Source organism: Acinetobacter sp. YH12233, from assembly GCF_013417725.1.
In the GTDB taxonomy this organism is placed as follows: domain Bacteria; phylum Pseudomonadota; class Gammaproteobacteria; order Pseudomonadales; family Moraxellaceae; genus Acinetobacter.
This window is the reverse complement of sequence record NZ_VPDK01000021.1, coordinates 39,454-53,903: the sequence shown is the minus strand read 5'-3', so window position 1 is coordinate 53,903 and position 14,450 is coordinate 39,454. Positions and strand designations below refer to the sequence as shown.

Here is a 14,450-nt window from a genome sequence, read left to right as displayed (position 1 = left end):
AATAATTCAAGTGAATTTGTTTGAAAGAAGAACTTTAAAAGCTTTATTTTCACCCGATAAAATACCCATAAAACAAGAGGAAGCTCATTTGAGCTTCCTCTTGTGAAAAATTGTGGGACAGCAATGGGCTTAAGGCCCCTTTTCTTCATCCTGAATCTTTAAATCAAGCTTCTGCCGGATTCGTCAATTCTGTCATTGGCCAACGTGGAGTTGTGGTCACAGCCAAACCATCTTGCTGTCCGGCTTTTAGACGTTGATAACCCGCAAAGGCAATCATCGCACCATTATCGGTACACAGCGCAGGTTCTGCATAGTACACGGTGGCTTTGATTTTCGCCAAGTCTGCTTCCAGGCGTTCACGTAAACGCTTGTTGGCACTTACACCACCAGCAATCACCAGACGTTTTAAGCCAGTCTGTTTCAATGCCTTCACTGATTTTTTAACAAGTGTATCGACAATGGCTTCCTGGAAGCTCGCAGCGATATCTGCATCACGTCTTTCTTCACCGAGTTTCTTCATTTGAACAGAAACTGCAGTTTTTAAACCACTGAATGAAAACTCCAAACCTTGATGCAGCATTGGACGTGGGAAAGCAAAGGCGTTCGGATCGCCCTGCTCAGCTAGTCTGGAAATATTCGGGCCGCCCGGATATGGCAGACCCATCATTTTCGCAACTTTATCAAATGCTTCACCCGCCGCATCATCAATCGATTCACCGAGTAATTCATATTGTCCAATGCCATAAGCGGCCATGAGCTGTGAGTGACCACCAGACACCAGTAATGCCACAAATGGAAATTCTGGTGGCGTTTTAGAAAGTAATGGTGCCAGCATATGACCTTCCATATGGTGCACACCAATTGCCGGTTTATTTAAGGCAAAGGCCAAAGTCCGACCAAACAGTGCGCCAGTCATTAACGCGCCCATCAGGCCCGGACCACGGGTATAGGCCACCGCATCAATTTCTGATTTTTTGATGCCACTTTGTTCAAGCAGTTCATTCAGTAAGGGAATGAGTTTACGCACATGGTCGCGCGAAGCCAGTTCTGGTACGACGCCGCCATATTCAGCATGCAGTTTAATCTGGCTGTACAGCACCTGTCCGCGCAAACCCAACTCGCTGTCATACAGCGCAAGTCCTGTTTCATCACACGACGTTTCCAAGCCTAAAACGATCATTAAACTGCCTATAACCTGTATCAAATCTATTGCAGCAACTATTATAGACTTGTGATATGAGATGTAAATGAGTAAAATACTGACCTTCACTTGTGATCGAGGGCAATTCGGCCCTGATCTTATCCATAACTTAATGAGGATTCTTCATGCCACAAGTTAAATTGAAAGAAGGCGAACCAGTAGACGTAGCTATCCGTCGTTTCAAACGCTCATGCGAAAAAGCGGGTGTTCTTGCTGACGTTCGTAAACGTGAATTCTACGAAAAACCAACTCAAGAACGTAAACGTAAAAAAGCTGCTGCTGTTAAACGCTACCAAAAGAAATTGGCGCGTGAATCAGTACGTACTACTCGCCTTTACTAAGATTAATTTGTGATTGACTGCTTGGAATAAATAATGACTACTTTAAAAAACCAGATTACTGACGTATTGAAAGCCACCATGCGTGCCAAAGATATGTCAAAGTTGACGGTCATTCGTAGTCTGCAAGCAGCAATTAAGCAAATCGAAGTCGATGAGCGTAAAGAACTTGACGATGCTCAAGTTCTTGCGGTCATTGAAAAGCAAATTAAACAACGTAAAGAATCGATCAAAGCCTTTGAAGGCGCTGGTCGAGATGATTTAGCTAGTAAGGAACAAGCCGAAGTTGAGGTTCTCTCTCAATTTCTACCAGAAGCTATGACTGAGGAAGAACTTGATTCCCTGATTGCGCAAATAATTGAAGCGCAACAAGCTACTAGCATGAAAGATATGGGTAAGGTGATGAATTCTCTGCGTCCGCTCATAGCCGGGCGCGCCGATCCTGCACAAGTTTCAGCAAAAATTAAAGCAAAACTTGCTTAATTCCCCCATTCTATTTCAAATCTAAATCTGCGTTGAACTGCCTCCATTCCGGACAGTTCTCAGCATTTTCTTATTTATTCTTACTGTAAATTACAATCCACATTATAACGTTTCAGCAACTGCATCTCTTTTGAAGATTTTACCTGCAGTATGACATCCTGCTTGCCTACATTTTGATACTGACGATCCAGATAAGCCCGGTTCTGGTCTGCCGCTTTATATAAACGATCCACATAGCGCTGCACAATCGCGCAAAACTGCTGATTCTGCGATGCGCTAAAACCCTGCTGCTGTGGATTTAAACCTTTTAAAAACTGGCGTGATTCTTTTTGATAATCAGCATTAATCTGCTCAACGGACTGTACGTATTCTGCTGCACTAGCCGCCAATACATTACCGCCGTACCCCAATATCAATAAACCCAATAATATTTTTTTCATAAAATAATTAAAATAGACAACTTAGCTTTGCCCGGATTGTAGCGTGATTTAGTGAACTTCGGCTATATCTACTGAAGCTAAAAATCATTAGAAAAATAGACTTAAATTTTAAACTGTCGCGTTTGCTGCATCTGTTTTAAACGCTGGCCAATCGTTGCCGATAAAGACTGATTGCCTTTGCTGATGCGTTGAGCATGTATTAAGGACTTAATCGCAGTTTCTTCATAGCCTGACCAGTACTCCACTTCAGCCCGATAACGCAAGACATTCGCGGCTTTTATCGATGAATCAGGTGCTGCATTCGCTGCCAGTTGCATTAATCTCCAGCCACTAACATCACGGGTATTGCTATTTAAAAAGCGCTGCACAATCGTTCTGGCCTGATCAGGCTGTTTAGCACGAATCAGGGTTTCAGCATATTTATAATTTAAAGCACGGTTCTCCGGCATGATCCGTGCGGCTGAACTAATGCTTTTTAGCGCATTATCCAGCTGATTTTGTCCCAGATAAATATCAGTTTGAAATAACACCTGCAAAGGATGCATGTTATTGTGCTTTTTGGCTTGATCCAGTGCGACTTGTGCCGCCTGAAAGTCTCCCTGCTGAAGCTGATAAGCCGTTAAAGCCAGCTGGCCAGGAAAATCATTGCGTTGCACCATCAAGTTGAGCTGTTGTTCAGTGGTCTGACGTGACAGTACCCGTGTATACCATTTAATGATTTCAAAATCCTGATCATTTAAATTACGCTTAACCGCAGGCAACTGATTGGCACGCAAACGCGCTTCACTCATACGCTCAGTAGTTAAAGGATGCGTCAGCCAGAAATCTGGCATAAAGCTTAAACGGCTAGTGGACCGATGCATCACTTCAAAGAAATCCGCCATACTGTGCGGACTGTATCCGGCAGCATACATATATTGCATTCCGATCCGGTCCGCCTCACGTTCCTGATTACGGCTATAAGTTAATTGCTGATCAAGTAGTGCTGCCTGAGAACCCATCATCACTGCTGCACCGGCATCACCATCTGCCTGTGAAGCGACTAATGCACCCACCAGAATCCCTGCTAGGGCCAACAGTCCTTGTCCTTTAAAGGTTTCTTGCGAACGACTGTAATGACGTTGTGTAACATGTGCAATTTCATGTGCCATCACCCCTGCCACTTCATCCGTATTTCGAGCAGAATTAATCAAACCCGCATTTAGGGCAAATAACCCACCGGGTACTGCAAAAGCATTAATTTGCGGATCATTGATTAGCATTAAACCAATCGGTTGCTGTAATTTGGTCTGACTGAGAATGTGGGAAAATACGGAAAGCAACTGATCTTCAAGCCATGGATTCTGAATCACAGGCATTTGTTTCTGGACTTGACGATAGACCTTTTCGCCGATCATTTGTTCTTTTTGCTGATCGATCAATCCGACGCCCGCACCAATATCCGGTACAGAAAATTGTGCAGCAGGCTGATTAAAATAATTATTATCACTATGTCCTGCCGTTGCACACAGACCTAACCCGCACGCCAATACCAAACGTTTCAATGAAAAATCTCTAAAATTCAGTTTCAACCTGTCTCGAATATAGCATCGAAAAATGAGCATTGATGCAGGAAAATGTTATTTAATATTACTTAGATGAACCAATCACTTGCGGATTCACCACATAGCGTGGCACCCGCCCTTCAAGTACATCAACCAGATTCTGATAAGCCAGCTCAGCCATTTTTCGACGTGTCGCCACTGTGGCCGAACCGACATGGGGCAAGGTAATGACATTATCCAGTTCAAATAATTCTGATTCTTTTAAAGGCTCTTTCTCATAAACATCCAGACCCGCAGCAAAGATTTGGTTGGCTTTTAAAGCTTCGATCAAAGCCTGCTCATCAATCACAGGCCCACGGGAGATATTTACCAGCACCGCATGTGGCTGCATCTGTGCCAGTTGTTCTGCTCCAATCAGTGCTTTTGACTCAGCATTTAAATCCACGGTAACCACCACGAAATCTGAGCGCTGCAAAAGCTCATTCAGAGAACAATACTGTGCACTGAGCCCTTGAGCCAATTCCGGTTTTTCATGGCGATTATGGTACAAGATATTCATATTGAAACCGTAAAATCCACGGCGTGCAACTGCTGCCCCAATATGCCCTAGCCCGATTATCCCCAGCGTTTTTCCGAAAATATCCATACCAAACTGTGCTTCACGTGTCGTGCGGTGCCATTGTCCCTGTTTGGTCCAGTGATCCAGATAAGCCACTTTGCGTGCAGCTGCCATTAACAGCGTAAATCCCAGATCTGCCGTGGTTTCAGTCAGGACATGGGGGGTATTGGTCAGATAGATATTTTTTTCATTCAGATAATCAACTTCATAGTTGTCATACCCTACACTGACACTAGAAATGATTTTAAGTCGGGTTGCTGGTGCCAGATTATCGCGATTGAGCAACCTTCCTGCCCCGATCATGCCATCGGCATCCCGCACATGTTCCAGCAACTGCTCATGCACATTGCCCAGTTTCGGCTGTAAAGTTACTACATTAAAATTTTGTTCGAGTTTTTTTTGGACATCCTGATCGATCTGGCTAAATACAATCACTTTTTGCTTCATATGTCCCTATTCCACATCAATATTATTCTGAGTTCGCTGGCCTGTTTTGCATAAATTGCCATAAGCGTTTTTTAAGTATGGGCTGATCCAGCATTTCCTGTAAAGATGCCAGTTGAATCATTTTATTATGTGTCACATGCGGAATAGAGCCAAGGGAAATGATATTTTTTTCCAGGCTCATCATGTCCAGAAAACCCTGAATATAAGATTCAACACCTCGGCCATCTTGTAGATTCATCCATGGAAATGGCCAGTTTAATTCATAAAATTCACTTTGCAGAGCACACTGGATATTGCTCCATAAATGCTGGGTTTGCTCGGTCATTTCTGTGGCATCGATGACAATCGTGCAATGTTCCAAGCTTAAAGCCTGCAAGTTGAATGGCGGAATATGCAGAATTTCCCGCTGTTCCTGAATTGATGCAACAATTACTGGTACTTCACTTTTAACTTCAGCTTTTGCTTCAACTGTAACAGGCTCAGGCGCAATTAAAGGAGCTTTTTCTACCGGAGCAATCTGAGTCGGTTGTGGCAGGATGATTTCGCTATGTAATTCTGCTGGGGCCTGATCACGCCAGATCGAAACCTGATGCTGCTGACATACGTCGCCCTTGGGAATCCAGATATCGATTCCTAATGTTGCCAGTATGTCACGCTGATGCCCAATCATCTTTTCTTCATCACCTATTTCAGGTTGAACATTTTAACGGGATTCGCTTTTCTTTGCCGAACTATTTCCAGCTTTTCACTCTCTTTCTTGAGTCATTTTAACTCAGAATAGAAATCAATTTATAAGATTACTTTTTTCTACTGCAAGTTGGCTTATAGATCAGTTCTTGAAAAACTGGAGTTAAATACATCTTATTAATTTAAAAATACTAGATAATCATCAAGCTGTTTTTCTTAAGCATTTGCTGGGTAATTTCATTGGATTCAAAACCCAAGCGCCAGTACAGAAGTTCCATTACATCCAGCTCATCCTGGGTCATGATCCGGTCGCTCCACAGGCAAACTTCTGCAATACCCAACATGCTCAAACGATCACGTAATAACAATCCTGCAATATCATTTAAAATCTCAGCCAAATCAATCGGCTCATCTGAGATTTCACTATACAGATCAAGTTCTCTTGGGCTAAGAATACGATTTAAAATCTTTTCCCGAACCTCTAGCTGATTATCGCTGTTAATCTGCTGCACATGCAGCAAGGCATCAATCAGACGTACAATCTGTGGTTTGACTTCATCTAAAGACGTCGGTGTATGCATCGGCAGCAAATTCAGTTCATACTTCACCCGTTCTAGCAATAAGGCATCCAGCAAACCGATTTCACCATCTTCCTGAATAATCCTTGCCAGCTTCATTAAAAACTGCCGTGCCACCGTGGTAGGCATTCCACCAATATTTTTACAGGCCTGCTGGAAAATCGAGATATGTACCCGTCCATCCAGATTTAATAATGAATCAATAATCGCACGACTGACCTCTGCCTCGGTTGGAATAAACTCACGATATTGCCGGATCATCAGAATCGCGACCATCACCTCACGTGAACCGGTCGAAGTTTGCAAAGCACGCTCAATCAGTTCCGGACGCGGCATATTGGCACGTAGTTCAGGATTCAATGGCTTGATGGCATCTTTAATGGCGAAGCTAATTGGAGACAAGCGTAACAAAGGCAAAGGCTGTGGGGATTCCCAGACTGCTGTGCTTTCAGGTACGACATCTTCCAATGAGCGGAACAGACTTAACAAAGGCTGGTTTTTTAATTTCTTCAGATTTTCAAGCTGCAGATCCTGAATCAAGGCAGGATTTAATTCATAAATACGCTGATTAATATTCGGATGAATATTCAACCAGTTCTGTGGACTTAAAGAATTGGCAAAACACATATGTGAAATGGATTCGGCATATTCACTATAGATCTGTGATCCTGAATGATGCACATGAATGCGCAATAAAGTCTGAATATTGGCATCATTCTGAATCAGGCGTCGGGTTTTCTGGTCATTTTTATAGGTACGTCCGCCCAATGAAATATATTTAATAAAACGTGTAATCAAAATACCCAAGCTGCCAATCAACCAGATGACTGCTCCGATTGAGACATAGAAGGTTTCAAACTTGTTTTCCCGAGGTACATCATTTCGATAAAACCCCAACTTCGCAATCTTGCTGCCCCACTGGCTAAAAGTGGTCAGACTGCTATATAGAATTTTCAGGCGGGTATTTTCAGCTGTTTCACCAGATAGAATCTTGTTAAATTCATGACTGAGCAAGCCATAAAGTTCAATTTCATCAAGAGTTTGTAATGCACCCCAAGTCAGAATAATAGCAGTATCACGTGGACTAAAACCCGCTGTTAATGCATTGACCCCCACTTCATTCGGCAGGACATACATAGCTGGCGGTTCAATCAGGAACGTATCTGCCAGTTGAGTATTGATCCGTAGTGCAGCACTTTCTTCCGGAATACTTTCCATTTGGTTCAGTCGACGCGCGCCCATTTGCTGGGCTAAAGAATAGCCGCCGGCACGAAACGTATAAAATTCATAGATGACCGAAATAATCATCAAGAACAAAACCAGTGCTACCAGATAAGGACTAAGGACATGCCACCATATCGACTGGCCAGGATCAGCATAGAAAACAAACAGGCCAACCACTGTATTGATAATCAGAACTGTTAATAGTATCGCAATCAGACAAAAGCTGGCTAGCAATAGCATATTCTTGTTTTTGACCAAAGCATATCCTACGCTTTTCAATCTACCACCCTAACTGATCTGGTCTTTCCTTGGGCTCATCATATAACAAAAAAGCGGGAAATTCCCGCTTTTTCATCATGATTTTAATTGCTTAGACTTCGCGTACACCGGTCAGGTCAACTGATGCTGCATCAATATTCACATCAATAAAATTGTCGCCTTTTTTGGCGCCATCACTGCGTTTTTGCTCTAATTGATCGAGGTATTCAGCATTGATTCCACCTGCGACATACACACCATCAAATACAGAACAGTCAAATTCACGCAAATGAGGAACTTTTTTGGTACGTACTGCATCTTTCAGGTCTTCCAGATCTTGGAAAATCAGACGGTCAGCACCAATGATTTCACGGATTTCTTCTACACTGCGTTCAGAAGCGATCAGTTCAGATTTCGCCGGCATATCAATACCGTATACGTTTGGATATTTCACCATAGGTGCCGCAGAAGCGAAGAATACTTTTTTCGCACCCGCATCACGTGCCATCTGAATAATTTCATTACAAGTCGTACCACGCACAATCGAGTCATCGACCAGTAGAACGTTTTTGCCCTGGAACTCGAGCTCAACCGGGTTCAGTTTTTGACGTACTGATTTTTTACGCAGTTGCTGACCTGGCATAATGAAGGTACGACCGATATAACGGTTTTTCATGAAACCTTCACGGAATTTCACGCCTAGCATATTGGCTAATTCTAATGCCGAAGTACGCGAAGTATCCGGAATTGGAATCACCACATCGATGTCATGCTCATCGCCCCACTCGCGCAGGATTTTTTGTGCCAGTTTCTCACCCATTTTCAAACGGGCTTTATACACAGAGATCCCATCAATAGTTGCATCTGGACGAGCAAAGTACACATATTCAAAAATACATGGACGATATTCTGGATTCGCTGCACATTGCTGGGTAAAGAAGTTACCGTCAGAATCAATGAAAACTGCTTCACCTGGTTCGATATCACGTTCAACCTTAAAGCCTAGTGCCGTAATCGCTACAGATTCAGAAGCAATGATATATTCCATACCACTTTCTGTTTCGCGCGAACCGTAAATTAATGGACGGATACCGTTTGGATCACGGAAGCCTACCAGACCTTGACCGGTAATCATCGCAACAACGGCATATCCACCTTTACAACGCTCATGTACACGCGTTACAGCCTGAAAAATATCTTCAGAGGTAGGTACCAGCTTGCCACGTTTTTGTAATTCGTGCGCCAGTACGTTTAGTAGCACTTCTGAATCTGAATCAGTATTCATGTGACGCAGATCAGTTTTAAACAGGTCATCATGAATTTCTTCAGCATTGGTCAGGTTACCGTTATGCGCCAGCGTAATCCCATAAGGTGAGTTTACGTAGAATGGTTGCGCTTCGGCACTGCTTGAAGTACCCGCCGTTGGGTAACGCACATGACCAATACCATAATTACCCTGTAAAGCACGCATATGACGGGTATGGAATACATCACGGACCATACCGACATCTTTACGCAGGAACAGGCGGCCTTCCTGACAAGTCACAATCCCAGCTGCATCTTGTCCACGATGTTGTAACATCGTTAATGCATCAAACAACATTTGGTTAACAGGTGATTTACCAGCTATACCAACTACTCCACACATAGCAACCTCGCAGACAAGCTAGGATTAATAAAAAGGATTATTCGTTGACGCATCTGAACTCTTGGCCTTGGATGCCGGTTCAGATGAGGAATCTGAAGGTTTCTGTGCCCCTTCAGACTTGATATGTTGCAGGGCGCCATTTGCGGCTTCTTTGGAGAGCTCTGTTGCCCAAGGCGCATATGGCAATAAGACCTGTATAAATTTGGACTGCTTCCAGTGCGGCGAACTTTCCACCCAAGGGCCAATCCCCTGCATGGTAATCAGAACAATCAGCAAACCTTTCAGGCTACCGAAAACACCGCCCGCAAGACGATTCAGCGGACCGAGTTTCAGGGTTTTTAAAATGCGGTTGAGCAGAAAGGTGACAATCCAGGTGAGTACCACAATCATCAGAACGATAAAGGCAAAGGCTGCAATCTTCTGTACCACTGGATCTGTACTGAGAGCAACCATTGAGGGCGCAAGTAGTGTTGAATATTTCGCCGCAATAATCAAGGCAAAAATCCATCCCACTAAGTTCGCAAAGGCTTTAATAAATCCTTGGCGCAAACCGTTGAGCCCTCCAATGAGCAAGATAATCAGTAGAAAGATATCAATGGCATTCATAGGATTTAAAGCGCGGCTACACAGTCTTTAACCAGTTCCGGCCCAGTATATATGAGGCCACTATAGACTTGTACAAGGCTTGCACCAGCTTTTTTCTTGGCCAGCGCATCCGCACCTGAAAGAATACCACCCACACCAATCAATGGAATTTGTCCCTTTAATTCCTCTGCAAATGCAGCCAGACATGCCGTGCTTTTCTCAAAGACTGGCGCGTCTGATAAACCGCCCGCTTCTTCTGCATGCTCCAGACCTTCCACACCTTCACGTGACAATGTGGTATTGGTCACGATCAGACCATCAATCTTGTATTGCAATAACTGCTTGGCAATAAAGGCAATATCTTCAGCTTCAAGATCCGGTGCAACTTTTAATACCAGAGGAACGTAATGCTGATGTTCCTGAGCCAGTTCCAGCTGACGATTCTTCAGCGTTTCCAGCAATTCAGTCAGTGCATCGCCACTTTGTAAACTGCGCAGGTTCTTGGTATTTGGAGAAGAAATATTAACGGTGATATAGGAAGCATAATTATAGACTTTTTCTAAACAAATAAGGTAATCATCTACTGCTTTTTCTACCGGAGTATCAGCGTTTTTACCGATATTGATTCCCAGTACACCTTTAAATTTTGCAGCTTTAACGTTTTCAATCAGTTTGTCCACACCATCATTATTAAAACCCATACGGTTAATAATCGCTTTGGCTTTCGGAAGACGGAATAAACGTGGATGAGGATTACCAGGTTGCGGGCGTGGAGTAATGGTACCAATTTCAATAAAACCAAAGCCTTGACTGGCCAAGGCATCAATATAGGCACCATTTTTATCTAACCCTGCTGCAAGACCGACCGGATTAGGAAATTCGATTCCCATACAGGTCACAGGTTTCACAGCAACATTTTGACGCATCATGCCCATTTTATGGGATGATTTTAATAGTGATAGTGTCAGCTCATGTGCACGCTCTGGTGCTAAAGAAAACAACAAAGGGCGGGCTAGAGAATACAACATATCTAGAAAAGTCTACTGCTTTTTAAGTCGGCATATTATAGGCATAGGCTGACAAAAAAACCATGCTTTGCAAATCTTTATTTTTACCAGTTATTGCACAGTCGCTGTTAATTTAATCTGCCCTGCTTCATTATTTAGTTCCATTTTCTCGATACTTAGCCCCATTTGTGCCAACTGTGTCAGGAAGTTGGCCAGCACAGAATAATTTTCATGAGACAGCATCAACTGAATTTTTCCATCCATTTGCTGTGATGCGACCGACAGCCCTTGTTGCTGAGCAATACGCTGCACTTTTTCTGCTGCATCTAATTGCAAGTCTCCTGCCGGCTTCATAGTAACAGCATTGCTTTGCATCCAGACCAGCGTATCTTTTAGATCATTTAAACGTTTCTGCTGGGTATCTGCTGCCTGATGCATTGCCCAGAGTGCACTCGCAACAGCGGTCACCAGCACAAAGATTGTGGTAAAGATTACCAGAATGCGTTCACGTGCTGACAAACGATCCAGATAATCGGTCAGTTTTTCAATTTGCAGATCCATGCGGTTCTGTAAGGTTTCAATAGCTTTCATTATTGTATTTTCACCAGCCCTACGGCGCCTGTTCCATTCGCCTGTATATTCCCCAATTCTACTTTAAAGCCCTGCTGCCCCAGTTGCTTGGTCAAAGTATTTAAACTTTCAGATGAATTGGACTGTAACTGCAGACTCAATCCAGACGGATCATAATTGACACGCTGTGCCACAATCTGGTTTTGCATCAACACCGGCCCGACTCGGCTAATGAGCTGCAAAGCCTGAGTATCCGCAGTCTGACTTTGACGAAGCTGGGCTTCAAACTGACTTTTAATATTCTGCTCAGTGACCGGATAATTTTGTCCGAACCAATATTTAAACTGGTCAATCGCCTGCATCGCAGTGGTATTGGCGACTTTTTTATATTGATACCAGCGCACCGCATCATAAGTAAACTGTAGTACTAAAATCCCAAGAAAAACCGCCGCACAGGCTTTCCAGTAACCGGAAACAGTATGATCCGATTTACCCTTTGGCAGGATATTAAATGGATGCTGTTTCAGTTTTTTTAGCATTGGCAACGTATATTGGAACGAGTTTAATTGTTCACGTGTTGCTACCGCTTCTAAACTGCTCATTTGTTCAGGGCTGAGATTGCTGACCTGATATTCCAGATCTTTAGACTGAAAATCCAGATAAAGGCTCAGATCATCCACTGACTGGCCGATATATTCAGCTTCACGTACCAGCAAATGCCCACCAATTTGTGCAATAACGCGCTGCTGCGCATGTTCAGGCACTGGCAAAACCAGAAAGTCTGGCAATAATGCAGCGAGTTTAACAGGAATCAAATTCAGGGCATGCTGCAAAGTTTCAACTGTAGAATTTGCAATCCCCAGAATACTGATCTGGTCAGGCTGCTGAAAATGATGCAGCACTTTCATGGTATCGACAGGCAGTACTACATATTCTTCTAACAGATATTTAATGCCATCATTGCCCATTTTTTTATATTGGCTCTTTGGCAAAGTCTGCTGCAAAATTTGCACATGACGACTTGGAAAAAAGACCGTCGCCTCTTCACCATGATAAGCCTGAATATCCTGAATCAGCTGCTCAAGTGTTGCAGCAGTGTTCCAGAACTCCCCCTTTGACCATTGCCAAACCCCATTGGCTTCCGGCATCCATAAATACAACATCGATTGTGTTCTACCGTTTTAATTGGTTTTTATACTGTTGGAATAAAGCTTTTAACTTGTGTTGATAAGCCTGGTGCAATCACGGCCTGATCATAAATACGTGCTTCTGATAAATGAAATGGATGAAAAGACTCAGTCACGAGAATGGAGGCAATATGCGCCACAACATTCATATGACAAACCACCGCAATGGACTCATACGGCAACTGCGATAACCATTCAACTGCAACTTTAGCATCATCATCAGGCTTGATGGTATTACAGATCACCACGGGCACATCTTTAAAATAGTGCTGTAAATGCGCCAGAGTTTCCTGCGCACGCAATAAAGGACTGACCACAAATACTTCCGGTTTAATGATGTCCTTTAAATACTGCGCTGTCTGTTCCGCCTGGTGATGCCCGCGTTCCGTTAGGGGACGTTTGCTATCATTCCCACTCACTGGTGGCGCGGCTTCGCCATGTCGCACTAAAGTCAGTTGCATCTTATTCCCTATTTATTTTGTCGCTACGGTCATCAGTCAGCATTATAATCATCGCTCTTCCTGTGTTATAGATCAGACTTGATGATGTGGCAAGACAAATTCCACATCACTGCGATGACCATTTTTCATCAAAGATAAAGCGATCGTCAGCGGCGGCGCTCCTTCAAAGATCACTTCATACAAGGCAGTTGTAATCGGCATATAAACATCCAGCTCTTCTGAACGCGCTTTTACCTGCACAATGGTGTTGATCCCTTCCGCAGTTTGACCCAGTTCAGTCGTCGCCTGCTCTAAGGTTTTACCCTTACCTAATGCATAACCGACCTGATAGTTACGACTCAGCGGACTGTTACAAGTGGCAAATAGATCACCTACACCAGAAAGCCCCAAGAAAGTTAGCGGATTTGCACCCAGCTTGACTGCAAATCGGCTCATTTCAGCTAGCGCACGAGTTAGAATCATACTTTTGGTATTTTCACCGACATTATAGGCAGCCGCCATTCCCATCGCGACCGCATAAATATTTTTCAATGCGCCACCCAGTTCTACGCCATGCACATCATCACTGGCAAAGACACGGAATAATGCACTATGGAGTGCCTGTTGCACTGCATAACGTACCAGTTCAGATTCACTGGCAATCACCGTACCTGCCGGCTGACCTGCGACAATTTCTTTGGCCAGGTTTGGACCAGACAGCACACCATAAGGCACTTCCGGTAGTTCTTCACGAATGATGTCACTCATAAAGCTGAAGGTATTGGCTTCGATCCCTTTTGTCAGGGAAATCACCGCTTGAGAGGTTATAAAGGGCTTGATCTGCTGCAACACATCACGGAAAGAATGGCTTGGAATCGCGACTAGAATAATATCGCGATCACGAACAGCCTTCTCCAGATCGGACACAGCAAGCAGATTTTCTTCCAGCTTAAAATCCGGTAGATAGCGTTTATTGATATGTGTTGCATTAATATCTTCAGCTACTTCCGGATCACGAATCCAGATCATGGTATCGCAGCCATTTCGAACCGCGGTATTGGCCATTGCAGTACCAAAACTACCACCGCCTAAAACTGTAATTCTTAAAGCCGTATTCTGGTTGACCACTACCGGTTCAATCAAATCGGTAAAATTTAATTCTGACATCTTGTTTTCTAATATCCTGTGTCTTGA

Annotated in this window: 15 protein-coding genes; 2 read left to right on the top strand and 13 right to left on the bottom strand. The window is 43.6% G+C overall.

Annotation, left to right across the window (positions count from 1 at the left end; genetic code table 11):
* Window positions 1-163: 163 nt before the first annotated feature.
* Window positions 164-1,180, bottom strand: a complete 1,017-nt coding sequence (gene tsaD, locus FTV12_RS10685) for a tRNA (adenosine(37)-N6)-threonylcarbamoyltransferase complex transferase subunit TsaD (RefSeq protein ID WP_004782431.1) — start codon at window positions 1,178-1,180, stop codon at window positions 164-166.
* Window positions 1,181-1,326: 146 nt separating this feature from the next.
* Between tsaD and rpsU the strand changes: the two genes are divergently transcribed.
* Both rpsU and FTV12_RS10675 read left to right on the top strand, forming a co-directional pair.
* On the top strand, window positions 1,327-1,542 hold the full coding sequence (rpsU, locus tag FTV12_RS10680) for a 30S ribosomal protein S21 (RefSeq protein WP_001136722.1): 216 nt from the start codon (window positions 1,327-1,329) through the stop codon (window positions 1,540-1,542).
* Window positions 1,543-1,575: 33 nt separating this feature from the next.
* Window positions 1,576-2,022, top strand: coding sequence for a GatB/YqeY domain-containing protein (locus FTV12_RS10675; protein WP_004782432.1), 447 nt, complete (start codon window positions 1,576-1,578; stop codon window positions 2,020-2,022).
* Between the two features lie 80 nt (window positions 2,023-2,102).
* Here FTV12_RS10675 and FTV12_RS10670 read toward each other — a convergent pair whose 3' ends face one another.
* The 12 genes from FTV12_RS10670 to FTV12_RS10615 all read right to left on the bottom strand — a co-directional run bounded on the left by FTV12_RS10670 (window position 2,103) and on the right by FTV12_RS10615 (window position 14,423).
* Window positions 2,103-2,462: a hypothetical protein gene (locus tag FTV12_RS10670; protein WP_004782434.1), complete on the bottom strand. Its 360-nt coding sequence runs from the start codon at window positions 2,460-2,462 to the stop codon at window positions 2,103-2,105.
* Window positions 2,463-2,563: 101 nt separating this feature from the next.
* Window positions 2,564-4,006, bottom strand: a complete 1,443-nt coding sequence (locus FTV12_RS10665) for a M48 family metalloprotease (protein WP_171521883.1) — start codon at window positions 4,004-4,006, stop codon at window positions 2,564-2,566.
* Window positions 4,007-4,091: 85 nt separating this feature from the next.
* Complete coding sequence (locus FTV12_RS10660) at window positions 4,092-5,072, bottom strand: D-glycerate dehydrogenase (protein ID WP_004782439.1); 981 nt, start codon at window positions 5,070-5,072, stop codon at window positions 4,092-4,094.
* A gap of 22 nt (window positions 5,073-5,094) precedes the next feature.
* Complete coding sequence (locus FTV12_RS10655) at window positions 5,095-5,742, bottom strand: hypothetical protein (protein WP_179992287.1); 648 nt, start codon at window positions 5,740-5,742, stop codon at window positions 5,095-5,097.
* Window positions 5,743-5,950: 208 nt separating this feature from the next.
* Window positions 5,951-7,840 carry a M48 family metalloprotease gene (locus tag FTV12_RS10650; protein ID WP_180034002.1) on the bottom strand — a complete coding sequence of 630 codons (1,890 nt, stop codon included), beginning with the start codon at window positions 7,838-7,840 and terminating at the stop codon, window positions 5,951-5,953.
* A 91-nt stretch (window positions 7,841-7,931) separates the two neighbouring features.
* On the bottom strand, window positions 7,932-9,467 hold the full coding sequence (gene purF, locus FTV12_RS10645; protein ID WP_179992286.1) for an amidophosphoribosyltransferase: 1,536 nt from the start codon (window positions 9,465-9,467) through the stop codon (window positions 7,932-7,934).
* Between the two features lie 24 nt (window positions 9,468-9,491).
* Window positions 9,492-10,073, bottom strand: a complete 582-nt coding sequence (locus FTV12_RS10640) for a CvpA family protein (RefSeq protein ID WP_005235088.1) — start codon at window positions 10,071-10,073, stop codon at window positions 9,492-9,494.
* Between the two features lie 5 nt (window positions 10,074-10,078).
* Window positions 10,079-11,080, bottom strand: a complete 1,002-nt coding sequence (locus tag FTV12_RS10635; RefSeq protein WP_180034001.1) for a quinone-dependent dihydroorotate dehydrogenase — start codon at window positions 11,078-11,080, stop codon at window positions 10,079-10,081.
* A gap of 90 nt (window positions 11,081-11,170) precedes the next feature.
* Window positions 11,171-11,650 carry a type II secretion system protein GspM gene (gene gspM, locus FTV12_RS10630; protein WP_004782448.1) on the bottom strand — a complete coding sequence of 160 codons (480 nt, stop codon included), beginning with the start codon at window positions 11,648-11,650 and terminating at the stop codon, window positions 11,171-11,173.
* On the bottom strand, window positions 11,650-12,792 hold the full coding sequence (gspL, locus tag FTV12_RS10625; protein WP_179992285.1) for a type II secretion system protein GspL: 1,143 nt from the start codon (window positions 12,790-12,792) through the stop codon (window positions 11,650-11,652). Before gspL ends, gspM begins: the two co-directional genes overlap by 1 nt.
* A 29-nt stretch (window positions 12,793-12,821) precedes the next feature.
* Window positions 12,822-13,277 carry a histidine phosphatase family protein gene (locus FTV12_RS10620; RefSeq protein ID WP_179992284.1) on the bottom strand — a complete coding sequence of 152 codons (456 nt, stop codon included), beginning with the start codon at window positions 13,275-13,277 and terminating at the stop codon, window positions 12,822-12,824.
* Window positions 13,278-13,349: 72 nt separating this feature from the next.
* Complete coding sequence (locus tag FTV12_RS10615; protein ID WP_034704062.1) at window positions 13,350-14,423, bottom strand: NAD(P)H-dependent glycerol-3-phosphate dehydrogenase; 1,074 nt, start codon at window positions 14,421-14,423, stop codon at window positions 13,350-13,352.
* Window positions 14,424-14,450 lie beyond the last annotated feature (27 nt).